The sequence below is a fragment of the Gardnerella swidsinskii genome (assembly GCF_003397705.1).
Classification (GTDB): Bacteria; Actinomycetota; Actinomycetes; order Actinomycetales; family Bifidobacteriaceae; genus Bifidobacterium; species Bifidobacterium swidsinskii.
Genome location: NZ_QJVB01000001.1, coordinates 402,448 through 427,453 on the forward strand (window position 1 = coordinate 402,448; position 25,006 = coordinate 427,453).

The 25,006-nt window shown below is 43.7% G+C and carries 19 protein-coding genes, 3 tRNA genes and 1 riboswitch; of the genes, 15 read left to right on the plus strand and 7 right to left on the minus strand.

The window, feature by feature from the left end; translation table 11 throughout:
- Nucleotides 1–438: 438 nt before the first annotated feature.
- Nucleotides 439–1,278 (minus strand): ribonuclease III, encoded by an 840-nt coding sequence (rnc, locus tag D0T18_RS01905; RefSeq protein WP_102155418.1) that lies wholly within the window; start codon nucleotides 1,276–1,278, stop codon nucleotides 439–441.
- 127 nt (nucleotides 1,279–1,405) lie between these two features.
- Between rnc and D0T18_RS01910 the strand changes: the two genes are divergently transcribed.
- From D0T18_RS01910 to D0T18_RS01920, 3 genes are all read left to right on the plus strand, one after another.
- Nucleotides 1,406–3,520, plus strand: coding sequence for an ABC-F family ATP-binding cassette domain-containing protein (locus D0T18_RS01910; RefSeq protein WP_116440360.1), 2,115 nt, complete (start codon nucleotides 1,406–1,408; stop codon nucleotides 3,518–3,520).
- A gap of 66 nt (nucleotides 3,521–3,586) precedes the next feature.
- Nucleotides 3,587–4,348: a ribonuclease PH gene (gene rph / locus D0T18_RS01915; RefSeq protein ID WP_012913873.1), complete on the plus strand. Its 762-nt coding sequence runs from the start codon at nucleotides 3,587–3,589 to the stop codon at nucleotides 4,346–4,348.
- A 22-nt stretch (nucleotides 4,349–4,370) separates the two neighbouring features.
- A complete protein-coding gene (locus D0T18_RS01920) occupies nucleotides 4,371–5,057 on the plus strand; it encodes a non-canonical purine NTP pyrophosphatase (protein ID WP_004110290.1) in 687 nt (228 codons plus the stop codon).
- Nucleotides 5,058–5,070: 13 nt separating this feature from the next.
- Here the strand turns inward: D0T18_RS01920 and D0T18_RS01925 are convergent.
- Both D0T18_RS01925 and D0T18_RS01930 read right to left on the minus strand, forming a co-directional pair.
- Nucleotides 5,071–5,151 (minus strand) — tRNA-Leu (locus tag D0T18_RS01925).
- Between the two features lie 70 nt (nucleotides 5,152–5,221).
- Nucleotides 5,222–5,294, minus strand: a tRNA-Thr gene (locus tag D0T18_RS01930).
- A 353-nt stretch (nucleotides 5,295–5,647) separates the two neighbouring features.
- Here D0T18_RS01930 and pgi point away from each other — a divergent pair.
- The 10 genes from pgi to D0T18_RS01975 all read left to right on the plus strand — a co-directional run bounded on the left by pgi (nucleotide 5,648) and on the right by D0T18_RS01975 (nucleotide 18,460).
- Entirely contained in the window at nucleotides 5,648–7,342 is a 1,695-nt protein-coding gene (pgi, locus tag D0T18_RS01935; protein ID WP_116440361.1) for a glucose-6-phosphate isomerase, read from the plus strand.
- Between the two features lie 170 nt (nucleotides 7,343–7,512).
- Nucleotides 7,513–7,669: riboswitch (M-box (ykoK) riboswitch) on the plus strand.
- A gap of 109 nt (nucleotides 7,670–7,778) precedes the next feature.
- Nucleotides 7,779–7,916 (plus strand): hypothetical protein, encoded by a 138-nt coding sequence (locus D0T18_RS06790; RefSeq protein WP_162861117.1) that lies wholly within the window; start codon nucleotides 7,779–7,781, stop codon nucleotides 7,914–7,916.
- A gap of 268 nt (nucleotides 7,917–8,184) precedes the next feature.
- Entirely contained in the window at nucleotides 8,185–9,933 is a 1,749-nt protein-coding gene (locus tag D0T18_RS01940) for an ABC transporter permease (protein ID WP_116440362.1), read from the plus strand.
- Between the two features lie 80 nt (nucleotides 9,934–10,013).
- Nucleotides 10,014–11,528, plus strand: coding sequence for an ABC transporter ATP-binding protein (locus D0T18_RS01945; RefSeq protein WP_116440363.1), 1,515 nt, complete (start codon nucleotides 10,014–10,016; stop codon nucleotides 11,526–11,528).
- Nucleotides 11,529–11,775: 247 nt separating this feature from the next.
- Nucleotides 11,776–12,141, plus strand: a complete 366-nt coding sequence (gene rplS / locus D0T18_RS01950) for a 50S ribosomal protein L19 (protein ID WP_004105329.1) — start codon at nucleotides 11,776–11,778, stop codon at nucleotides 12,139–12,141.
- A 29-nt stretch (nucleotides 12,142–12,170) separates the two neighbouring features.
- The gene (gene lepB / locus D0T18_RS01955; RefSeq protein ID WP_004110299.1) at nucleotides 12,171–12,959 is read left to right on the plus strand and encodes a signal peptidase I; all 789 of its coding nucleotides are present in this window, start codon (nucleotides 12,171–12,173) and stop codon (nucleotides 12,957–12,959) included.
- 92 nt (nucleotides 12,960–13,051) lie between these two features.
- A complete protein-coding gene (locus D0T18_RS01960; RefSeq protein ID WP_064621818.1) occupies nucleotides 13,052–13,756 on the plus strand; it encodes a ribonuclease HII in 705 nt (234 codons plus the stop codon).
- A 13-nt stretch (nucleotides 13,757–13,769) separates the two neighbouring features.
- Nucleotides 13,770–14,873 (plus strand): LacI family DNA-binding transcriptional regulator, encoded by a 1,104-nt coding sequence (locus tag D0T18_RS01965; RefSeq protein ID WP_012913876.1) that lies wholly within the window; start codon nucleotides 13,770–13,772, stop codon nucleotides 14,871–14,873.
- A gap of 269 nt (nucleotides 14,874–15,142) precedes the next feature.
- Nucleotides 15,143–17,698: an ABC transporter transmembrane domain-containing protein gene (locus D0T18_RS01970; protein WP_102155414.1), complete on the plus strand. Its 2,556-nt coding sequence runs from the start codon at nucleotides 15,143–15,145 to the stop codon at nucleotides 17,696–17,698.
- 51 nt (nucleotides 17,699–17,749) lie between these two features.
- Nucleotides 17,750–18,460 (plus strand): HNH endonuclease family protein, encoded by a 711-nt coding sequence (locus D0T18_RS01975; protein WP_033888582.1) that lies wholly within the window; start codon nucleotides 17,750–17,752, stop codon nucleotides 18,458–18,460.
- 53 nt (nucleotides 18,461–18,513) lie between these two features.
- Here D0T18_RS01975 and D0T18_RS01980 read toward each other — a convergent pair whose 3' ends face one another.
- The 3 genes from D0T18_RS01980 to trxA form a co-directional block, all read right to left on the minus strand.
- The gene (locus D0T18_RS01980) at nucleotides 18,514–20,142 is read right to left on the minus strand and encodes an MDR family MFS transporter (protein WP_012913879.1); all 1,629 of its coding nucleotides are present in this window, start codon (nucleotides 20,140–20,142) and stop codon (nucleotides 18,514–18,516) included.
- A 163-nt stretch (nucleotides 20,143–20,305) separates the two neighbouring features.
- Nucleotides 20,306–21,292, minus strand: coding sequence for an aggregation-promoting factor C-terminal-like domain-containing protein (locus tag D0T18_RS01985; RefSeq protein ID WP_116440364.1), 987 nt, complete (start codon nucleotides 21,290–21,292; stop codon nucleotides 20,306–20,308).
- 148 nt (nucleotides 21,293–21,440) lie between these two features.
- Nucleotides 21,441–21,782, minus strand: coding sequence for a thioredoxin (gene trxA, locus D0T18_RS01990; RefSeq protein WP_012913881.1), 342 nt, complete (start codon nucleotides 21,780–21,782; stop codon nucleotides 21,441–21,443).
- 106 nt (nucleotides 21,783–21,888) lie between these two features.
- Between trxA and serS the strand changes: the two genes are divergently transcribed.
- Together serS and D0T18_RS02000 are read left to right on the plus strand one after the other, a co-directional pair.
- Nucleotides 21,889–23,175 (plus strand): serine--tRNA ligase, encoded by a 1,287-nt coding sequence (serS, locus tag D0T18_RS01995; protein WP_116431903.1) that lies wholly within the window; start codon nucleotides 21,889–21,891, stop codon nucleotides 23,173–23,175.
- 196 nt (nucleotides 23,176–23,371) lie between these two features.
- Nucleotides 23,372–23,456 (plus strand) — tRNA-Ser (locus tag D0T18_RS02000).
- A gap of 217 nt (nucleotides 23,457–23,673) precedes the next feature.
- On the opposite strand, the gene D0T18_RS02005 is transcribed toward D0T18_RS02000, so the two are convergent.
- Nucleotides 23,674–24,987, minus strand: a complete 1,314-nt coding sequence (locus D0T18_RS02005) for a hydroxymethylglutaryl-CoA synthase (RefSeq protein WP_116440365.1) — start codon at nucleotides 24,985–24,987, stop codon at nucleotides 23,674–23,676.
- Between the last annotated feature and the right edge of the window lie 19 nt (nucleotides 24,988–25,006).

Sequence of the window (25,006 nt, forward strand, 5' to 3'; positions counted from 1 at the left end):
GCGCGTCCCGTCCTTCGTCGCTCTAGCTGTTAAAGACTTTACTGTCTGCTTTGTTTTTAAAAGAACGTTGCTTCCTCAGTCCTCTTTTAGCGCTCGTAAAGAAATCCCCCAAACTCTGCGTGTTTAATCGTTAATAACCGTGCCTTATCGCAGAGATTTTTCGATTTTTCTTCTTCGCTTGGCGAATCAGCAGCCTGCGGCTCTGACGTTCGCCGCGCTCAGTGCGAAAAATCTCAAATCTCTACCACACTAATATTCGTACCTCTTAAGCAACACCCACCCCTCACTACTCAGAAAATAGTTAGTGTTTTTTGTGGTGCGGTAGTTATTTTTGCTGTAGTGATGGCAGAGCAATACTGCTAGCGTTCTTTGATTGATAGTCGCTTATCGTATTCGAAGTATCGATGACAAAGTTCGCAAATCAGGTAAAGTTCGTAGTTACTTACGCGCGTCGAGTGCGTGCCAAGCGATTTCGGCGGCTGCGAGTTGCGCTTTTCGTTTGCTAGAGCCACTTCCGACTCCCAACACTTCGTCGCCATCCTTATGTGCCAAAACCGCGCGAGCCTCAAATACTGGAGCGTATTCTGGCCCAGAAACAGCCATTCGATACTCTGGATCTTCCAAACCCATATCGTGAGCTTTGACTGTAAGCGAAGTCTTCCAATCAAGAGCTGGTCCTTCAGTTAGCACTTCCGCCAAAGTGTCGTCAATCAAACGATGCACAACTCTGCGAGCTTCATCAATTCCATGTTCAACAAAAGTTGCACCAATAAGCGCTTCAACAATATCGCACAAAATTGAATCTTTATTATTTCCGCCCTGCTCCATTTCTCCGCGACCGAGAAGAATATACGCGCCAACATGCAGCTTTTCGCGCGCAACAGCAGAAAGCGCCCATTCAGACACAGCTTTCGCTCGCATCTTCGCAAGCTGACCTTCAGTCATGTCTGGATGTGCAGAAAACAGCGTTTCTGTGGAAACTAACTCAAGCACAGCATCGCCCAAAAACTCAAGTCGCTCATAATTTCGTGTGCCAGGATGCTCGTGCGAGAACGAGCGGTGGGTGAGTGCTTCTACCAAAAGATCCGGCGAAATAGTTGTGCCTAAAGCGTTTAAAAGTTCCTGCGTTGGGTCTCCAGGACGTGTTTCACCGCCATCTAATCTCAAAACTCCATCTTCGTTGTGTTGCACATGCGAGTTGTTTTGATTATTTTGATTGTGTTTGCTCTGCATATTCTGTTGATTCTGTTGATTCTGTTGATTGTTCTGAGTTTTCATAGCACGTATTATTATAGTCCTACTACCAACACAAGCGCTTTTAAGCTTCGCGTTCGCATTTGCAATCGCATTTTTCCATATTCCTTCTATACCCTTTCGTATAAGTGTTCAGCTATATTTGTGGATTATGCCTACGTATGATTTGGGATTAGAACGAGTTTCGCTAGAATTTGCTACAAAAACGATTTTTAAAGACGTTACTATTGGAGTTTTTGAAGGTGACAGAATCGGTATTGTTGGAAAAAATGGCGACGGAAAGTCAACGCTACTTCGACTACTTGCCGGTAAAATGCAACCTGATTCTGGTCGCGTTACGAAGCGCGGAGGGCTTACTTTTGGCATGTTGGATCAGCGCGATCCATTGGACGATAACGCAACTGTGCGCGAGGCTGCTCTTGAAAATCGCGAAGATTACGAGTGGGCTGCAGATCAGCGTTCACGCGAAATTGTAGAAGCGCTTCTTGGTGGCATAAATTTGGAAGCGAAAGTTGGAACGCTTTCTGGAGGTCAGCGCAGGCGCGCAGATTTAGCAAGATTATTGTTGCACGACTGGGATATTTTGGCTTTGGATGAGCCTACGAATCATTTGGACGTTGTGACGATTCATTGGCTTGCGGAGCATCTTCTTCACCGTTGGCAGGACGGTCAAGGTGCGCTTTTGATTGTGACGCACGACCGCTGGTTCTTGGACGAGGTTTGCACTTCGATGTGGGAAGTGCACGATGGCGTAATTGATCCTTTCGAGGGTGGTTACAGCGCTTATATGATGCAACGTGTGGAGCGCGAACGTCAAGCGGATGTGCGCGAAGAGCGTCGCAGGAATTTGGCGAGAAAAGAGTTAGCTTGGCTTTCCAGGGGTGCTCGTGCGCGTTCTACTAAGCAAAAGTTCCACGTAAAGCAAGCGCGCGAGCTTATTGCAGATGTGCCGCCGCTAAGAGACACTCTTGAATTGAAGAAAATGGCAACTTCGCGTCTTGGTAAGCAAGTTGTTGATTTAATTGACGTTACGCAAATTTTCGATAACGCTCAGCAGTTAAAAAATATTGATCCGGATATCGTAGAAAACGCATCTTTAGGTGAAGATAATGCAGAAAAATCAAATAAAGTCGATATCGTAGAATCTGCTTTTGCGCAACCAACTCACGTGGGAAGCGTTACTATTGCCGTTGACGAAAATCAAGAAAATTCTCTTGAAAATTCTGCGGAAAATACTTCGGAAAGTACTGCTACGAGCGCAGAAAACATTGCAGAAACTTCAGCTGCATCGCGCAAAACTATTACTGGACGCATGATTTTAGACGATGCAACTTGGCTTATAGGTCCAGGCGATCGTTTTGGAATTGTGGGTGCGAATGGAGTAGGAAAATCAACATTATTAAGCATTATTGACGGATCTCTAAAGCCTACGCTTGGACACGTAAATATTGGCAAGACTGTAAAATTTGCCGTGCTTTCGCAGCGGCTAGAAGAGCTTGAAAAGCTTGGAAAATATAAAGTAAAAGAAGTTTTAAGTCGCTATAAGCCTAGCTATATTATTGATGGCAAAGAAGTGACCCCAGGTCAGCTTATGGAAAGGCTTGGTTTTAAGCCCGAGCAGCTTATGACACCAATTGCGGATCTTTCGGGCGGTCAAAAGCGACGTATGCAGCTGCTGCTGATTTTGCTAAACGAGCCAAACGTGCTGATTATGGATGAGCCTGGAAACGATCTCGACACTGACATGCTTGCAGTTATGGAAGATTTGCTCGATACTTGGCCTGGCACTTTGATTGTTGTTTCGCACGATCGCTACTTGCTTGAGCGCGTAACAGACCAGCAATTTGCGCTTATTGACGGCAAAATTCGTCACCTTCCAGGCGGTGTAGATGAGTATTTGCAAATTGTAGAAAAGCTGCAACGCGATCACGAAAATAGTAGTGGTACTACTGGTACTGTTGGCGCTTCAAGTACTGCGAATGCTTCGAGTGCTGCAAATTCTACAACTAAAGAAAGTTCAGAAAGTACAGTAATTGAGCCCAAACTTACCGGCAAAGCCTATCACGATGCTGCAAGGCGAGTTTCAGCAATCGAGCGAAAACTTACAAAGCTTGAAGAAGAAAAGTCGCAAATTGAAGCGCAAATGGCTGCGCATAACCCAAGTGACTTTGTTGGACTTCAATCTCTTAACGAAGATCTTCAAAAAAACGAGCAAGAAGCAAGTGCTCTTGAGGATGAGTGGATGGAGCTTTCTGAGCAGCTTTAGTACAAAATTGCTGCGTGCTAAGAAGATGAAATAGAAGATAACAGCCACGTGCTAAATTTGTGAGGTATGACTCAAATCAAGGATATGTTGGAATCTGTAAAACCGATTCGCGTTGACGGTCGTGATGTTGACGAGCTCCGACCTGTGCACATAACACGTAAATTTACTGATGTTCCTGAAGGTTCTGTGCTTATTGAGTGTGGCAATACGCGCGTAATGTGTACCGCAACTTTTACGGTTGGTGTGCCTCGTTGGCGTAGAGATTCCGGTTTGGGTTGGGTAACTGCCGAATATTCTATGCTTCCTAGAGCAACAGCTGAGCGAACTGATCGCGAATCTGTGCGTGGAAAAATTGGTGGTCGCACTCACGAAATTAGTCGTCTTATTGGTCGCTGCTTGCGCGGTGTAGTCGATATGAAAGCGATGGGTGAGTGCCAGATTCAAATTGATTGCGACGTGTTGCAAGCGGATGGTGGAACTCGTACTGCTTCCGTAACTGGAGCTTATGTAGCTTTGGTAGATGCGCTTCATTGGGCAGAAAAGAATGGTCATATTCGCTCTGCTGCAAATGTTATTAAGGATTCTATTTCCGCTGTTTCTGTAGGCGTTATTAACGGCACTCCTATGCTGGATTTGCCTTATGTTGAGGACAGTCAAGCTATGACAGATATGAATGTAGCTATGACAGGTTCCGGTACTTTCATTGAAATTCAGGGCACTGCAGAACATCGTCCATTTAATCGCGACGAATTAAATACGTTACTTGATTTGGCAACTAAAGGTAATCGCGAATTGCAAGCTGCTCAAAAAGCCGCTTTAGCAAAATAGAAGAGATTGAAGGAGAACGGGCGTGAAGCTTATTGTGGCAACACATAATGAGGGAAAACTCGTTGAAATCAAGCAAATTTTAGAGGAGCAATTGTCGAAACTTGCAGACAGTTTCGAGTTAGTAACTGCAGGTTCTCTTGGCTTGCCTGATCCTGTGGAAACTGGCGTGACTTTTGAACAGAATGCTTTGCTCAAAGCGCGTGATGTTGCTGCAAGAACAGGTTATCCCGCTATTGCAGACGATTCGGGTCTTATCGTTGATGTGCTTGGTGCTGCCCCTGGTATTCTTTCTGCTAGGTGGAGTGGTGTGCATGGAGATGATAAAGCTAATAATGAGCTTCTTTTGCGCCAACTTTCTGATATCCCAGATCAATGTCGTACTGCTCGTTTTCGTTGTGCTGCAGCTCTTGCTATTCCGGATGGGTGCAGTGAGGTTCCTGAAGGCAGTGTTATGTCGCATTCTCACGGCTTTGAGACTGTTCGAGTCGGAGAAATGGTTGGTCACTTGTTGCGCGAGGCGCGCGGAATTAATGGTTTCGGCTATGATCCGCTGTTTGTGCCAGATCTTCAGCCTATTCGCGATGGTGTGCAAATGAAAGGTTTGACTAGTGCAGAGCTGACTCAAGAAGAAAAGAATGCTATTTCGCACAGAGGTAATGCTTTGCGCGCACTTTTGCCGGAGTTGCAGGCATTATTTATTACTGAATAAGCGAAAAATTTCGTGCGCGAGATGGGACTTGAACCCACACGTCGTAAGACACAGGAACCTAAATCCTGCGCGTCTACCATTCCGCCACTCGCGCATAGACTCATATAAACAATCGAGCGAATAAAAACAAATCAAAAGTATTAATACACTCGAGTGAGTCAGAGAGCCACTTGACAGAATCGAACTGTCGACCTTCTCATTACGAGGGAGACGCTCTACCGACTGAGCTAAAGTGGCATGTTGCCCGAGACGCATTCGCGACTCGCGCACAAATCAAACACTATATATCATATTTTTGAATTTGTCCAATTTGGCGCGTCGTGCAATAGATAATGCTCCAAATGTGAGATAATTTCCTCGCGTTTGGAGTGATAAACCACAGATAACCCTCCAAATGCAGGGTAGGTTGCGCGCGTTTGGGGCACTGCACATCCTCAAACTACAAATTTTTATGTGTAAATTATCAGTGTGATTGTGTTCATTTTTGTGTTAAGCTTCGCGTGTTTCTGTCTGCTTTTGTGAGTATCTTGTGAATTGGACTATAGTGACGGTTGCTGTCACGTCAGTTGAAGAAATGAAAGGACCTTACAATGGCCATCAATCCGCCAGTTGACGCCGTAAAAACCCCAGAGTGGGCTGCATTGCAGAAGCATTACGACGAGTTGCAATCAGAAGGCGTTTGCCTGAAGAAGTGGTTTGCAGAGGATGCAAATCGCGTGGATAAGTTGAGCTTCGAAGCTGGAGATCTCCACTTCGATCTTTCTAAGAATTTAATTAAGCCTGAAACTCTGAAGCTTTTCGCAGATCTTGCAAAGGCAGTTAAGCTTGACGAGCGCACTAAGGCAATGTACACCGGCGTGCACATTAACAATACTGAAGATCGTGCAGTTTTGCATACTGCTTTGCGTCGTCCTGCAGAGGATGCTGGCAAGTTCATTGTTGACGGCCAGGATACTGTTGCAGATGTTCGTGAAGTGTTGGGTCGCATTTACGATTTCGCTAACGAAGTTCGCTCCGGCGCTTGGAAGGGCGTTACCGGCAAGAACATTAAGACTGTTGTAAACATTGGTATCGGCGGTTCCGACTTGGGTCCGGTCATGGTTTACGAAGCTTTGAAGCCATACGCTGACGCTGGTATTAGCGCTCGCTACGTTTCTAACATTGATCCAAACGACATGGCCGAAAAGACCAAGGATTTGGATCCAGAAACCACTTTGTTCATCATTGTTTCCAAGACTTTCACCACCTTGGAGACTTTGACCAACGCTCGTACCGCTCGTACCTGGTTGCTTAATAAGCTTCAGGAGTGCGGCGCTATTGACGGCAGCGACGCAAAGAAGGCTGAAGCTGTTGCTAAGCACTTCGTAGCTGTTTCCACCAACCTTGAAAAGGTTGCAGAGTTCGGCATTAACCCAACCAACGCCTTTGGCTTCTGGAACTGGGTTGGCGGTCGTTACTCCGTGGACTCCGCTGTTGGTACTTCTTTGGCCGTTGTTCTCGGCCCAGAGCGCTTTGAGGAGTTCTTGAAGGGCTTCCACGCAATCGATACTTACTTTGCTGAAACCCCATTCGAGAAGAATGTTGTGGTTCTTCTTGGTATGCTCAACGTTTGGTACCGCAACTTCTACAAGGTTGCTTCCCACGCTGTGCTTCCATACGATCAGTACTTGCACCGCTTCCCAGCTTATTTGCAGCAGCTCACTATGGAATCCAACGGTAAGTCTGTTCGCTGGGATGGTACTCCTGTAACAAGCGAAACCGGCGAAATCTTCTGGGGCGAGCCAGGCACCAACGGTCAGCACGCTTTCTACCAGTTGATTCACCAGGGCACTCAGCTTATTCCAGCTGATTTCATTGCATTTGTGAACACGCCAAATCCTACTAAGGATGGTGATCAGGACGTTCACGAGCTCTTCTTGGGTAACTATCTTGCACAGACCAAGGCTCTTGCATTCGGTAAGACTGCTGACGAAGTTCGCGCAGAAGGCACTGCAGAAGAGATCGTTCCAGCTCGCGTATTCAGCGGCAACCGTCCAACCACTTCCATCTTCGGCGAAGCTTTGACCCCATTCGCTTTGGGTGAATTGATTGCTCTCTACGAGCACATCACCTTCGTTGAAGGCACTGTTTGGGGCTTGGATTCTTACGATCAGTGGGGCGTGGAGCTTGGCAAGCAGCTTGCAAAGCAGATTACTCCTGCAATTTCTCAGGATGATGACGCTTTGGCAGCTCAGGATGCTTCTACGCAGAGCTTGATTCGCTTCTATCGCGCTCATCGCAAGTAAGATAGTAGTCATATAGGCAATCGTTTTTAGTGATTGTTGGTTTATAAGTCTCTTGGCGTTAATTCGTCAAGAGACTTTTTGTTTAGCATCTGTCGCTGAGTTTTATAGGTCTCAAGTGCATTGCAATGTGTTTTGCTGCATGTTGACACAACTGCAACAATAATTTATAATAAGCACGGTCGGTAGGTAAGGCTACCACGGGGATAAGGGTTGCTGCCGCAACACAGTGGAGACACTGCACGCTGGTTAACAGTCGTTGTCGAATTTAAGGCTTCGACTAATGCAACGCCACCGCCCTGCGAAGCTGAAGCTTGAACGACGTGGCACGCTTAACATGCATTTGTGTGTTTTGGTGCGTCTCTGTTCTCTTGTAAACCTCCGATTCAATGATGAAGATTTGCGCCGGCAGCGCACTAACTTAAGGAGGTGATTTGCCGTGAAACATGACAGTAAAAGCCATAATTCTAGTACTCGTACTGATGAAGGCTCCGACACTATTGGCAGTAGTAGTTCGGATGTTCCTCCTGAATATATGAAGCCGGCAATCACCGAATTTAGGTTGCAAAACTTGTGAAATATATAACTTACGAATACAACTTGCGAAATATAATTTACGAAGTTAAAACGTGAGTTCTAGTTATTTGCGCCTGTAACGTAATCAATGGTGATACGGCTACGCAAGAATTTACACAAGAAAAGTTACGCAGATCTTTACGCAAGAATTTACGAAAATCTAAATAGAAATCCGCATAGAAATCTCAATAGATATCTGCGTAATAAATGAATAGAAATAAAAAATACATGAAGGTGAACCCACTTATTGCCTATTCGAGGACTTTATTATGACCGTATTTACAACTTCGCGCAAAGAAAGCGCAGGTGCGCAAGTCGACGAGAACACTCGTTTCTGGTCGGATATTATTGTGTGCGTTGGCATTATTGCCGTTTTTGGCGTAACTGCCTTCCTTATTCAGCGCATAAATCAGCCGATTGGTCCAAGTGGCATACCATCTAAGGTATCCACGGACTTAATCAATCTGCCTTACTACACTTTGCGCTCAGTATTTCGCATGCTGATCGCATTAGTTGCATCTCTTATATTTACTATTGTTTATGGCTCTCTTGCAGCTCGCAGTCGTAGGCTTGGCAAGGTGCTTATTCCTCTTCTAGATATTTTGCAATCAGTTCCAATTCTTGGCTTCCTTTCGGCAACTGTCACTATTTGGTTGGTAATTTTTCCTGGATCGATGCTTGGTGTTGAAGCCGCTTCGATTTTTGCTATTTTTACGAGTCAAGCATGGAATATGACTTTTTCGTTCCACCGTTCGCTGCTCAGCGAGCCAAAGGAACTGGATGAGGCAGTTCGTAGTTTGCAACTCACGCATTGGCAACGTTTCTGGGTGCTAGACATGCCTAACGCAATGATTCCGCTGCTTTGGAATTGTATGATGTCTGTTGGAGGCGGATGGTTCTTCCTTACAGCTTCGGAAATGATTTCCGTAAATAATCACACTTACGCTCTTCCTGGCATCGGTAGTTTTGTGGCACAAGCTGCTGCCGAAAATAAGCTTGGTCTTATTTGGTGGGCTATTGCGTCGATGGTGATTGTTGTTTTGGCACTTGACTTCTTCTTGTGGAAACCGCTTACAGCTTGGGCTGAGCGTTTCCGCATTACGCAAAGCGCATCTGATAATGAGCGTCACAGTGCTATTTTGACTCTTATTCGTCACTCTCATGCAGATGAAGTTATTAGTAAGCTGTTTTTGCCAATTCGCGAGTGGCTTGAAAAAGTAACGCGCCCATTCGGTCGCACAGGCTCCAAGTGGCCTCATAAGGCTGCTCAGCATAAGCTTGGTGATTGGGTATTCAACGTTATTATGCTAATTATTGTGGCTGCTGGCGCCGCCCATATGCTTTACTTTGTGTATACAACTGCAGGTTTGCATGAGTTCATTACTGCAGGCATGCTTGGTGGTATCACTTTTATGCGCGTTGCTGCGTTGATTTTAATAAGCTCGCTTATTTGGGTTCCTGTTGGTGTTGTAATCGGCATGAATCCTAAGATTTCGCGTATTATGCAGCCTATAGTGCAAATTCTTGCTAGCTTCCCAGCAAACTTCATCTTCCCGTTTGCTATGGCTTGGTTTATGTCTTGGCATATTGATCTTGGTTGGGGAAGTATTATTTTGATGGCTCTTGGTACGCAATGGTACATTCTGTTCAATGTTATTGCAGGTGCTAGTGCTATTCCGGATGATTTGCGTGAAATGACGCGCAGCTTCCGCTTGGATCGTACTTTGCGATGGAAGACGCTTATTTTGCCGTCTATTTTCGGTTCATGGTGCACTGGCGGTATTACAGCTGCAGGCGGTGCTTGGAATGCTTCGATTGTGTCTGAGATTGTGGAATATGGAAAGAACCACATGGAAACTCAGGGTTTGGGTGCATATATTACTAATGCAACTACTTTAGGAGATTCTGCGCGCACTTTAGTTGGCGTAACTGTTATGAGCTTGATTGTTGTTTTAAGCAACCGATTATTCTGGTCGCCAATGCAACGTATTTCCGAAAAACGTTACGTATTGAATTAGATCGACTAACAAATCGACTAATAAATTTACTAATAAATCGCTTAAAATAACAAAATTTTATAGAAAAGATTGGCAAAATTATGAATACTTTAAAGAGCAATGCAAAAAAAGTGCAATCCTCAATTACAAGCGATATTATCGACGCAAAGCACATCAGTCAAAGCTTCACTTCTGACAGTGGCACTACTCAGCACGTTTTGCACGATATTTCTTTCACTCTTCGCGAGGGTGAAATCGTGGCAATATTGGGACGTTCTGGTGCTGGAAAATCAACTTTTCTACGCACAATGGCTGGTCTTGTGCAGCCAACAGAAGGCACAGTAACATATCGCGGACGCGAGCTGACAGGCCCAAACCCAGGAGTTGCAATCGTATTTCAAACCTTCGCTCTTATGCCGTGGCTTACAGTACAAGACAATGTGGAACTTGGCTTGCGTGCTAGAGGTGTTAGTAAAGAAAAGCGTACTGAGCTTGCTTTAGCTGCAATTGATGCAATCGGTTTGGATGGCTTTGAAACAGCGTATCCTAAGGAACTTTCCGGCGGTATGCGTCAGCGAGTTGGTATTGCGCGCGCGTTGGTGCTGAGACCAGATGCATTGTTTATGGACGAGCCGTTCTCTGCTCTCGATGTGCTTACTGCTGAAAACTTGCGTCAGGAAGTTCTTAAGTTGTGGTCTAGCGAGGAGCGAGATATTAAGTCTGTGCTTATTGTGACGCACAATATTGAAGAAGCTGTGCAAATGGCTGATCGCGTTGTGGTTCTTGGATCTCATCCAGGTCACTTAATTGCTGATGTGAACGTTGATTTACCTCGTCCTCGAGATAAGCACAGTGCTGAATTTGAAGCGATGGTTGATAATCTGTATGCTATTTTGACTGGTTCTGCTCCAGAAAGCACTGCAGAGCAAGAAGCTTCCGAAGATGCTGATTCTCAAGATCAAGCAAATAATGCAACTAATGAAGATGCTGAAGATAACGAAGCTGCAGCAATTGCAGATATGCTTATTCAGCGCCACCATGACGATGAAGATGAAGATAAGCAAAGTGAGGATGAAGCTGAAGCAGGTGAGACAAAGGCAGAGCCTGTGGCTGTTCGGTTGCTTCCAAACGCTACACCAGGTGGTATGGCTGGTTTGCTTGACGTGATTTCTGAAAACCCAGATGGCATTGATTTGGCTGATTTGGCAGCTGATTTGTCGTTTGAGATTGATGATTTGTTCCCACTTGTCGATGCTGGCACGATGCTTAATTTGCTTACTGCAGAAAACGGTCATATTACTATCACTTCTGAGGGTGAAGAGTGGCATAATGCCGATATTTTGCACAGTAAGCAAGTTTTTGCTCGTCTTGCGATTGAACATGCGCCTCTTGTGCACGCAATTGATCAAGCTTTGAGTAGGAATCGTAACGGAAAGCTTCGTGGCGAGTTGATTTTGGATTTGTTGCGCAGCAAGCACACGGATGCTTTGGCACGTCAGCAGTTTGATATTGCAATTAGCTGGGGTCGTTACGGCGAGTTGTTTGATTATGACGCTGATGATGACGAGTTGACTCGTACAGTTGAAACTGCTCCTCTCGATGGAGTTGTGCGCTGAAATAGTGCGGAATAGTGCGGAATTATGCTCAATAATGTCCATTATTGAGCATAAATTTGATACTTGTATGCTTTCGATAAAGGGATGCCGCATAGTTCTTTTATCTTTTAGGTCTAGTCGCTTCTTATTTAAGATTGCACGGATCGGAAGCCCCCTAAAAAGCGAACTTTTTGGGGAAAGATTTGCGTAGCACATTTGTTGCTAACGCTTACTATGCGTCGATATGCGGCGGCGATGGAGGAATATTATGGTAAATGCTGTAGAAGCATTTGATGCTAAGCATCTTAAGGCTGCTGAAGAAATTCCAGCTTTCCGTCCTGGCGATACCGTTGACGTCAACGTTAAGATTCAGGAAGGCAACAACACTCGTATTCAGACTTTCACCGGCGTTGTGATTGCTCGTAAGGGTGCTGGCGTGCGTGAAACTTTCGTTGTTCGTAAGGTGAGCTTCGGCACTGGTGTTGAGCGTCGTTTCCCACTTCATTCTCCAGCTATCGATTCGATTAAGCTGGTTCGTAGCGGTCGCGTTCGTCGCGCTAAGCTGTACTACTTGCGCGCTTTGCGTGGTAAGGCTGCTCGTATTGCTGAGCGTCGCGATAACTCTGCTAAGTAAAATTAGAACTTATGTGAAGGGTATTTGTTATGACTGATGACACGCAAATTAGCGATACTCATATCGTTTCAGTAGCGGGTCATGGTATAGATCCTTCACCGGTTCCGCCAGAGCCGGAAGGAGATTTACCTTCCGGCTCTCGCATGTTTAAGCGCAAAAATAGAAAAGGTAAGCATTTTGCACATTCTAAGCGTGCTAAAAATGACCGCCTAACTTTGCGCGATGCTATAACATGGTTCGGTATTCCAGTATTAGTAGTGATACTTATTCGTGTGTTCCTATTTGGAGCTTACACAATTCCTTCTGGCTCTATGCTAGATACTATTCATATTGGCGATTATGTTATTACGACTAAGCTAACTCCGCGCTTATTCCCATTAAAGCGTGGAGATATTGTTGTTTTTGAGGATCCTGCACATTGGTTGAGTGGTGAAAATTCTTCCGGTGTTGTTGGCAAGGATTTAATTAAGCGTCTTATTGGTTTGCCTGGGGATACTGTTGAGTGTAAAGGCGCTGGGCAGCCTATTGTTGTAAACGGTGTTCCAATACGAGAATCTTCCTATATTCGTCCTGGTGTTGACCCGAGTGCTTTTCCGTTTAAAGTAAAAGTTAAAGCTGGTCACGTGTTTGTTTTGGGCGATAATCGTTCTAATTCTGCGGATTCACGATATCATCGCAATGATGGCGATGATGGCTTAGTTCCGATTTCCAAAATCGAGGGCGTTGCTGTGTTTAGATCGTGGCCGCTTGATCGAATTGGTCTTTTAGACGAACACCATGATGATTTTAAAGATGTGCCTGATCGTCCTGCAAAATAAAAGTATTAACGCAATGTTGTTAACGCAATGTTATTAACACAATCGTATTAGAGCAATTGTATTAGCAAAACTTATACGAACTAATTTTAATTATGTCAAATAAATCATCCAATATACCGCTTGTTCCATCATTTAAATATGAGCAAGATTTGCTTTGCGAAGGCTATGATTGGGTTATTGGTCTTGATGAAGTAGGAAGAGGCTCTCTTGCAGGTCCTGTGATGGTAGGAGCTGCAGTTATTGGAATTAAGCAAGTAAAAGAAAACTATATGCCTGAAGGCTTAGCTGATTCTAAATTGCTGAGTGAAAAGCGTCGAGGAGAGCTTTATGAACCGTTGCAAAAATGGTGTACTTCTTGGGCTGTTGGATCTTGTACTAATAAAGAAATAGATGAGTGGGGTATTAGTTATACGCTTGGCGTTGCGGCTTTGAAAGCAATCGCAAAAGTCGAGGAAGATATTCAAATAAGTAAAAAAGAAAACACTCGTATTGCAGCAATATTGGATGGACCTTGCGATTATATTGACAAAGTCGCAAATACTTTTGACGCTCCTTACATTCCTGAGCCTGTAAAAGTCCATACTTTAGTAAAAGCAGACAGACAGTGTGCGAGCGTAGCTGCAGCTGCAGTTTTGGCAAAAGTTACTAGGGATAATCTTATGGTATCTCTTGCTAAAAATCCGAAATATGCAGCCTACGATTGGGCAAGTAATAAGGGTTACGGCTCTTTAGCTCATCGCAATGCCATTAAAAAAGTAGGACCTAGCGATTTGCATAGATTGTCTTGGCATTTATAAGCGAGGGGTATATATGGCAGAAAATGAAGCAAAACGCGTGTCAATGATCGATGTTGCGCATGCTGCTGGCGTAAGTCATCAAACTGTTTCTCGCGTTATTAATAATTCTCCTGATGTTTCTGCTAACACGCGAATTAAAGTTCTGCGAGTTATTGAGCAACTTGGGTATTATCCAAGTAATTCAGCGCGCGCATTAGCGACTAAGAGGTCGCGTACTTTAGGGCTTATCGTTGGTGCAGAAAATAGAACATCTCGAAACATCATTGCTCCTATAGAAGCGCAAGCAAAATCTCGTGGTCTTTTTCTTTCTATTAGCATGGTCAACGAAACGTTATGTGAACAAAGTGATATTCAAGATTTATGCGAGAGTTTTGAAGAGCAAAATGTCGACGGATTAATAATTGACGCTCCAACAGACGCAATATTTACGTCACTGTGTCGTACGCGTATTCTTAAGCCGTGCGTATGTGTTACTGCTACTCATGGTGCAATAAGCGCGCATGAAGGCATGAATATGTTGCGTTCTCATAGCAACGTTGAGTATTCAATGATTGGGATTAATCAATCTCGCGCAATGAACGATATTGTGTCACTTATTGCGCATTATGGACATCGAAATGCCATTTATATAGCAGGTCCTTCACAATGGAGAGGTGCTGCAACGCGACTCATTGCATGGCGTTCACTTTCAACTGCTCAAGGTATTCATTCGCATATTGTGCAATGTACTTCGTGGAAGTCTTCTGAAAGTTACGCGCGAATGAATCATATGATTGAGAAATTTGGTATAGATGGCATTGCATTGCCGACTGTTATTGTTGCTTCAAGCGATGAGCAGGCAGTAGGAGTTGTGCGTTCCTTGTATGAGCACGGTTTGAAAATTCCGAGTGATATTAGTGTTGTTGGTTTCGGCGATATTCCGGCAATAAGTGATTTTTTCCCACCTCTTACAACTGTGAGTCTCGATATGCAGCAATTAGGGTCGTTGGCAGTGCGTGAAGCTTTGAGATTAATGAATCATGGGCCTGAACCAGCATTCCCAGATATGTCTCATGGAGTTGGACAAATACCTGCTAGCTTAAAATTGCGTTCTTCTATTGGTGCAGTATTGAGATAATTTTGCGATCGTGAAAAATTGTATTAAAAAATTATTGAGAATAGAATTAAAAATGGTATTTTTAATTATTTTTTTGATTATTTAAATATTGCGTGAAACAGTTGTGAAACAACTTTATTTTCTTAATGCTAATATCTGGCAAAATGGCTTAAAATCAGCATAATTACGCGGCTGTCGGCGTGTTGATGGTGTGTGTGAAGCGTAATCTTAACATCTGTTGGGAGTGTGTGGTTTTTGAATAAATATGGAATAAAGAAAAGGATCAGGAGATGATAAATCGCTGCTTTGCGTTCGTGCCAGGAATTAAGCATCTAGTTGTTTTAAGGTCGGCGTGTCTTGCGATTTCTTATCTTGTAAACATAGCTTTTGTCTACGTTTGCGTTGGGATGTTGTCTCCAGTATTAAGACCTGTTCGTTCTACTGGAACTTCTTTAATGAGTTCTGTTGAATTTACGTCTTACATTATTGTTTTAGCTGCTATTATTTTGCTGAAATATGCAGTTTTTTACTGGTCGTGTACTGTTTGTGCAGAAATTGAGTCGCGAATAGCTATGCGTTTGCGCCCTAAAATGTTGCGCGCAATATTATCTCTACGCTCTGTGGATGTTGAAGATTCTCATGACATTACTTCTTTGCGCGTAAATGAAGATATTTTTGCAATACAAAGTTTTGTTGCTTCTTTAGTTCCACAAATTATTGCATCTATTCCTGTTCCTGTAGTCGTTTCTGCAGCACTATTTACAGTTAACCCTGCTATAGCTGGGATTTGCACATTAGCTGCATTGTTTAATGTTGCTTCTCTTATATTCTCGTTGGCACTAAGCCCAGTATCGTGGCGTTGTGTAAGTGCATTATTTGCCTATGTTATTGCTGGACTCGCAATTGTTGCAACTGTTTGGTTATCTTCCGTTAAAGGTGTAGGTCTTGCTGCAGCTCTGTTAACAATGCCTTTGTTAATGTTAAGCGTCCAGCCACTGAGAATTGTTGGTAAGAATATGCATGTAGTTAAACATGCTGTTCATGGTTTGAATCATGTTGAAGCATTGTTGCAAATGGTTACTGATTCTCCTGCTCCAATAGCATTTAGTGACGATGGTTCAACATTATCTTTGCCTGATGGCTCAACCAATATTGCTTTGCGTATGCGATGCAATATTTCGGAAAATAATGCGAATACTAATGAAGCTCAGCGTTTATCGATAATTGCAAAATCTGGTGAATTGCAAGTTATTCCAAGTAAATATCATCATGTTATGCGTGAGAAAATACTTTCTGGAACAGGTTTTAATAAATCTGCTGACATATTGCTTTCTTATAGCGACCGTTATGATATTCATGAAGACGACGTTTCTCCATTTGTAGTTTCTGAAGTATTTGACGCAAACGATAGTGCATCTTACTTGTCGTTGAACGATGCAAGTTCTGCAGCTTTAGCAGATATTGTTACTATAGTTAGCGAGCGAAGTCATCTATTTTCCACAACATTGCGAGAAAACTTACTTTTGGCTGCTCCAACAGCTACGACTACTGCGATGTGGGATGCATTGCGAGCTGTGCGAATAGATGGTGTTGTTTATGCCGATTACGACGGTCTAGATATGCCAATAGATAGACTTTTTAATAATCCTGAAGCATCCTATAATTCTGAAGATTTAAAGCGTCGCGTTATTCTTGCTAGAGCAATTTTAAGACACACTAAAGTGTACGTTTTTGATTATTCCCAATGTGATATTAGCAATCATGAGGCTGAAGAAATTGTTAAAATATTGCGTCGCATAGCGCGTTATGCAAATGTAATAGTATTAATGCCAAATGATGATGGCATTAGCTCAACGGACGAAATAGCAACTGTAGAATCGTATCGTCATGTTGCTAATGATAGTTCTAAAAATATTACGCAACTAAATCAATTAAACGAATCTCAAAACTCGCAAAACTCGCATAATGTTGAGCAAGCTCAGCAAGATTCTAATAAAAACAAGCATATTTCTTCTATTGCAAGTATTGCTTACACTTATGAAGTGAGAACAATCTCAAAGTTCAAACGTGCTATTTTTGCTTTTATATCAATGTTTAGTACTGCTCTCAATCTTGTTTCTGCAGTATGTATTCCTGTTGCTATTGTTTCAGCAATGTTTGCTGTTGCAGGACGTCCAATATTTGGTTTTGTAATGCAACAGTGCGTGCTTGTTGCTGTTGCTTGTATGGCAGTTCGTGCATTAACTCTTGTTACAACATTTGCAGGTGTAGATATGCATCACGAACATTGGCATAAAGCTCATATCAGCATGAATGTTGGAATGATATTTGCAGTTGTACCTCTTATGGTTGTTTTGTACTATTTCGATGCGAATTTGTCTTATGTAGCTATTGTTTCGTGCGTGTTTATTATGTTTATTGTTCCTCGATACTTACTTATACGCTCCAAGCATATTGCAAATAAAGTGCGCATTGAACAGCATGAAGTTGAGAATGAAGTAAGTGATATTGAGCTTGGTATCGATGAAGTACTTGCATTTAGGCAAGGTGAGCATTGCGTTAATCGAATGGTTACTTCAATGCATAAAGTTTCTCAACAAAGAATGCGTCTGGCTCGTAAAAGTGGAGGCATGTCGGCACTTGTTCTTGCTATATCGTTAATTAGCATTTCTGTAGCCGCACTAGTAGTTTCTCACACCATTCATCCGGTGCCAGCTAATATTCCAGCATGGAGTACGGTTTATGCTGTTATGGCAATGGTTTTGCTGGTAATTATGATTCAGCAAGTTGTAGATGTTGTTTTACAAAGAATACCGTCTGTTATGAGAGTTAAGAGCAGTAGCTAACTTTAATTTAAAAAATATTGAATATGCATAAGTTGAGTTGGGGGACTGAGCATGCGTAATCGTTGTAACAAGAGGCAGTTTCTTGCGCTGTTCTGGATGCTGCTGTTTGCTGTTTTATGTGGGATTGTTATTGGCTTGTTGCTTCCTAAAATAAACAGTAGCGTTGGGAAAATTACAGGAGAATATGAAGCAAGCGGAGAAGCTGCGCAAGCATTGGAAAAATTGCGTATATCTAAGCCTTATCGTTACGGGTACGAGCGTCAAGTATTCGGATATCGTACTACCGACGATGACGGTAATGGATGTGACGTTAGGGAAGACGTTTTAGCGCGTGATTTACAAAATGTGAAATACAAGTACGCAGGATCCTGCCAAGTGCGTTTCGGCTTGTTGCATGATCCGTATACTGGCAAAGATATTCACTTCGTGCGTGGGCGAAAAACCAGTGCATTAGTTCAAATAGATCATGTTGTTGCATTACAAAATGCGTGGGAATCTGGAGCGTGGAAATGGAATCGTGCAAAACGATTAAAATTTGGCAACGATATGATGAACCTACTCGCGGTTGAAGGAGCTGCTAATCAAGAAAAAGGTTCCGCGTCCGCAGCTTACTGGCTTCCTTCAAACAAAACCTTCAGGTGCGAATATGTTGCTAGGCAAATAGCTGTTAAGTATAAATATGGTTTAACTGTAACTCGCGAAGAAAAGCAGAGTATGGAAAGCGTATTGCATAACTGTTCTGCACAAAAATTACCAAAGTAAGGATTTCTCAGTTTGGTATTCGTAAAGTGACTTAGTAAGCGTTTAATAAGCGTTTAGTAATGATTATGAGTGTGATCGTGCATTACGTCGTGATGCTCTGCTGAATGAGGAATATGCAACACGCGCATGCGATCAATAGCTCTACGCGCAAGATTGTGAGCAGAACCCGTGCCTTCGCCCTTGACTCCAAAAATAACGATAAGAGCCATAATTCCTGTAATAATAGCACTAATGCGCAAAGTCCATTGAACTCCGAAAATACTAGCAGCAACATCGGCAGCGTGACCTGTGCCAGAATGGTGAAGAGTTGTCAATACTGTCATTGTAACTACTAAAACAGGTGCTCCAATAGCTCCCCAAAGCTGACGCATAGTATTAGTTACAGCCGAACCATCGCCAAGTTCTTCCTTACGCAAACAATTAAGCGACCACGTAGTTATTGGCATAAGCAAGAATCCCATGCCAATTTGGCGAGTAAACTGCCAAATGGAAATCCACCAAATCCACGTATCCATGTCAATAAGACTCATCATTACAGTGCCAAAAAACAGAATAATAGAGCCTGCCATAGCAACTGGGCGCACTCCAAAGCGATCTAGCATACGACCACCAAAATACTGCGAAATAGCCATGCCGAACGCTCCAGGAAGCAGAATTAAGCCGCTCATAGTTGCTGAAAAACCACGATCAGACTGAATATAAAGCGGAATAAGTACCATAATTGAGCTGAAAGCAAAAAATGTAAGGCAAGCGCAAATAGTACCTACCATAAAGTAGCGGTTTTTAAGCACATTAAGACCAAGAAGAGGAGTGTGACCGCGTTTTTGCGCTCGCAACTGCCTTGTAACAAACCAAGCAATTCCACAAGCGCCAATAATCATAGGAGCCCAAGATAATGGGTGTGAAATTCCGCATCCTTCAATATTAGTGAATCCAAACATGAGCCCGCCGAAGCCAATAACCGAAAGGCCAACCGAGAAGAAATCAGCATGCGCGTTAAGATCGTGTTCTCCAAAATTATGCAAGAAAAATACTGCCAAAACGACGGATATTGCTCCGATAATAGTAAGAGAGCAGAAAATAGAACGCCATCCATTAATATCAGTTTGCAAACCGCCAATAGTAGGACCGATTGCTGGAGCAATACTCATAGCCATGCCAACGCTTCCCATTGCCATACCTCTGCGAGTAACAGGGTAGACGGAGAATACGGTAATTTGTAAAACAGGCCACATTACGCCAGTGCCAATAGCTTCAAGAGTTCGACCAACAAGTGCCATCATAAAGTCGTTACTAAGCCATGCAAGTACGGATCCAAAAGTAAAAAGCGACATGGAAGTAATAACAATTTGGCGAGTAGAAAAGCGTCTTGTTAAAAATGCTGTAAGTGGAACCATAATTGCCATAATCAGCTGGAAAATAGAAGTAAGCCACTGACCAGTTGTGACGCTTATACCAAATTCTTGAACTATTGTTGGCAATGCTGCAGTAAGTTGTAATTGTGCGAAATTGCCGATAAATGTAATAAACGTAAGAATAGCGAGAGAAATTAAAGCAGGACGTGTAAGACGATTGTTATTGTATGCTTCTTCGCCTGTTAATGCATGACTGAGATCTTGGCTTTTATTAGACAGCCATGTTGAGTGCGTCAAAATAAAACATCCTTTTTTGTTCTTAAACATAGTTTTTCTTAAGCGTATTTTTAAGCATAGGTGGCAAAAGTCAATCGACTTAAGTCTATTCTCTTATCTATTACAACAAAAATTGCAAAACTTAATTTACGCAAAACAAAAGTTATTTAAAAATTTATTTTGCGCAAAACAATGATATTTAGACTGATTCTAATCAGTAGCTGTGGTAGGAAAGCCAATGATTGTAAGCGCCTTGAATGGAGCCATAACGACCATTGCAATAATTCCAGAACCAGCGGAGCTGCGTTTGATAGTTAGTTGCCCAATCAGCGCCAGCAGAAGCCATTTTTCCGCCTGGCAAAGCTTGAGGTAAACCGTAGGCCCCAGAAGGATTCATTGCGTTTACGCGCCAACCGGACTCATGAGAAATAATAAATACTGTTGCAGTAAAATCAGCTTCACTATAACCGTTAGAGATAAGCCAGTCGTGAGCCCATTGTTGCATCTCGCCAGCAGGAACAGTCGTACCGATAGAAGCAGCTAAGCCAATTGCGGCAGAAGAGCCGCCAGTTCCAACAAGAATAACCTTATCTTTTGGAGCTTTTTTAACATAAGAAGCAAAAATATTAGAGGAAACTATTTTTCCCTTAGCTCGAGTAACTATTTTTGCTGTTTCCATTACGCCGTTAGCGCCTTCACTTTGCACCTTCTCAGTACCTTTTGGAAGTGCAGCAGTTTCCTTTTTAACGACGTTAAACGCGATTGGGTCGTCGGAATTCTCTAATTTTGCGCCTGCACGATTAATCGTAATAACAGTTGATTCGCTGACTTTAGTTGTAAGAGATGGAGTAACAACATCGTGTGGCTCAAGAGTGATATCTCCAGCATCAAGAACGGATTTTACATCAGTGAAATTAGTGCCCAAAATAGTACGATGATGACCATTTATAACAACGTTAATATATGAAGTCGCACCATTATGTAACATACTACGGCTAGCACTACGAGAAACTTGCGAAGAATCGGTTGCCGAATAAGAAGTAACCTGAACAGCGTGACCTTTAGACGAAGCGTAAAAATCTCGCGAGGTAAAACCAAGTATCACCAAAGCAACGAAGCCCAAAATAACCGCACTAACTCTAGCCCACTGTCGTAAACTGAGTGAACCAAGCGTAACAGTATGCTTACGGTGACTGGCCATAACCCTCCTTATTTCTGCAATTACTCTATTGATACTTGCAAACGCCCGCAACGTAGACTAATAAAACATGAGAAACATGCGTTAAAATGTATGTGCAAAACGTATATGCAAAACCTCACGTATTATATCTCATGGCATAGTCTATAAATCAGGATTCAGAATCATCAGATTCGTAAGATTTAGCTTGTTCAACCAAATCTTCCAAATCAGAAGCTAGTAATGCTCCAGCTTGTCTATAAATAACTTCGCCGCGCTTAATAACCATTACTGTTGGAACAGCTTGGATTTGAGCAGCTGCAGCAATCTCGTTGCTTTTGTCAATATCAACTTTTACGAAAGGAATTTCGGGATATTTTTCGCTGACCTTCTCAAAAATAGGACCAAAAGATCTGCATGGACCGCACCATGTTGCCCAAAAATCAACAACAACTATTTCATTTGTCGAAGCAATCTTCTCAAAATTTTCTGTAGTAGCATGTATTGCTGCCATATTACCCCCTCAATATTTTGCGTATTTGCTTTATTGTACGTGCCGCCTTGCATAAAGTTGCCGATAGTGCGCTTATCTGTCGTCTTGCGGCACTAGGCTAGGAGTCATGCTTGATATCCAATTTATTCGTGAACATGCCGACGTAGTTAAGGAATCGCAGCGCAAGCGCGGTGAATCCGTTGAGCTCGTCGATGAAGTATTGCACAGCGATGATTTGCGCCGAACCGCTCTTAAGGCTTTTGAAGAAGCTCGCGCCGAGCAAAAAGCTATTGGTAAGAAGGTTGCAACAGCTAGCGCAGAGGAAAAGGCTGCGCTTATTGCCGAAACTAAAGAATTAGCTTCGAAAGTTGCGGAATACAAAGCTGAATCCGAAAAAGCTACTGCCGACTACACTACAGCAATGTGGAAGCTTTCTAACATCGTTGAAGATGAAGCTCCAGAAGGCGGAGAAGACGACTATGTTGTAGTTAAGAAGGTTGGTACGCCTCGCGATTTTGCAGCTGAAGGTTTTGAGCCAAAGGATCATTTGACTCTTGGAACTGGCGTTGCTGGAATTGATATGCGTCGCGGCGTGAAGGTTGCAGGATCTCGCTTCTACTTCTTGCGCGGTGCTGTGGCTCGCTTGCAAATCGCAATGCTTACTATGGCTGTTGATCAAGCCGAAGAGCACGGTTTTACGCTTGCGATTACGCCAACGCTTGTTCGTCCAGAAGTAATGCGCGGAACTGGCTTCTTGAATTCTCACGCGGACGAGATTTACCGTTTGCGCGAACCAGATGATCAGTATTTGGTCGGTACTTCCGAAGTTGCTTTGGCTGGTATGCATGAGGATGAGATTCTTGACTTAAGCAATGGTGCTTTGCGTTATTGCGGTTGGTCGAGCTGCTACCGTCGTGAGGCTGGTGCTGCCGGAAAGGATACTTCTGGTATTATTCGCGTGCATCAGTTTGATAAAGTTGAGATGTTCGTTTATTGCAAGCAGGAAGATTCTCGCGCTGAGCATCAGAAGTTGCTAGGCATGGAGCAAGAAATGCTTGCTAAGGTAGAAGTGCCTTACCGCATTATTGATACTGCTGCAGGTGACCTTGGTTCTTCTGCCGCTCGTAAGTTTGATTGCGAAGCTTGGGTTCCAACGCAAGGACGTTACCGTGAGCTTACTTCTACTTCTAACTGCACTGAGTATCAGGCTCGCCGCTTGAATGTGCGTGAACGTATGGAAGATGGTGGAACTCGTCCAGTTAGTACGCTTAACGGCACTTTGGCTACTACTCGCTGGCTTGTGGCTATTTTGGAAAATCATCAGCATGAAGATGGTTCGATTGATATTCCAAAGGCTATGCAAGCTTATATGGGTGGCAAGGAAGTCATTGAGCCTACTAAGTGGGAAGCGTGAGTTTACTCGTGCACAAACACGGCGTTTGTTTCAAAAAACCGTTTAATTAGCTACAAAGCCCGGGAAATTGCCTGGGCTTTATTTTTTAGTTGATAAGCTTTTTGAATCTGGGTGTTGTGTGTTGCGTTCTATACGTGATGATATGCTTACCACTTGTGCGTTGAAAGCGGCAATTTGATTGCTTTCGTGCGCAAATGGATGGGTGTCCGAGCGGTCTAAGGAGACGGTCTTGAAAACCGTTGTAGGGAAACCTACCGCGAGTTCGAATCTCGCCTCATCCGCAGAGTAATAAGCTTCAAGCTGCATTTCGCGCTTGAAGCTTTTTTATTCTGCCGAGCTTTCTCAGGACTGAAAGTGCACTGTACTTTCAGTGAAAGCTCGGTCTGTCTTCGTCTCGATTGACGGGAAAGGGCGTGAAGGTGGCGGAAAGTTTGCAGTCGTGTAAAGGAAGGGTCGTTTGCGAGCGAGAATCCGATCGAAACGTGCGCTCGCTCGATTTTAGCGCGCGGAGTAGTGACGCTCTTGTGATGTGATGTCGTCCAGGAAGAAGCTTGCACCTTCGCGGCAAGACGTGCTGCTTTCGAAATCTTCCGGAGCGTAAGGCGCAACGCTTTCAAACATCTCCTCGTAATCAGCAACGCTTAAATGCACGCGCGAATCAAGCATATCCGCATGCTCGCGCGCAAACAGCGCATCTCTAAATCCTGGCGCAATCGTGCCGCTGAAAAATTCACCAACAGCGCCGGAACCATAAGAAAATAGTCCAATCTTATCGCCGCTTTTAAGTGCAGTAAGATCACTATTTTCGCAAGTAAATTCGTCTAACTCAAGTAAAGACAGCAATCCCAAATACAGGGAACCCGTATAGATGTTGCCTACACGACGGCTGTACTTCGTGCTGGTTTCGTAGCGCGAAAGTAAGCGATTGCGCGACGACTCGCTTAGGTTGCTATTATCGCAAGAATCAGAGCAAGAATTTGCGCAAGAATCCATCGCAGCCTTAAGTGCTTTCAAACCCATTTTCGTATATGGCAAATGGAAGCACAATCCGGCGAAATCGCTGAAATTGCAATCGTTTTGCGCGCAATACTTTTGCCAAACTTCGCAGAAAAATTGTATGTATTGCTCGGTTGAAAACTTGCCGCGAGCAAGAGCGGTGTCTTGGTAAACAGGTCGCCAAAAGTCCTGAATATCCGCGGATTTTACAACGCTGTCGTCGTTAATTTTAAGCACGTGCGGATTCGCGCTCACAAGCATTGCCACAGCCCCAGCGCCTTGCGTAACTTCGCCAGGGGTAGCAAGCCCGTAGCGCGCAATATCGGCTGCAATAACAAGCACTTGCGGATTTTTTTCTGCGTGCGCGCGCACGTAATCGCATGCCATCATCAAAGCTGCCGTTCCGCCGTAGCAAGCCTCTTTTACTTCAATAGAGCGCACCCACGGCGTGAGTTTTAGCAAATTTTGAACGTATAGCGCGCTGGATTTACTTGCGTCGACGCCGCTTTCTGTGCCGACGATGAGCATTTTGAGGCGATTGCTATCGATGTATGGTAGCAGTGGGAGTGCGGCTTGCGCGGCGAGAGTGACGATGTCTTGGTGATTTGGTGGCACGGATTGTTCGCTTTGACCGATTCCGATTGTGAATTTGTTAGGGTCGATTCCGTGGTGTTCCGCCAATTCCTCGAGGTTTAGGTAATAGTGCGGCGTTGCGAAGGAGATGCGGTCAATGCCGACGGCAAGGGGAGTGGTTGCGGAGGTTGTGGTTGTGTTGGCTGCTGCGGTTGCTGATATTTTGATATTTTGTGTGCTCATTTGTCATAAACCCCTAAAT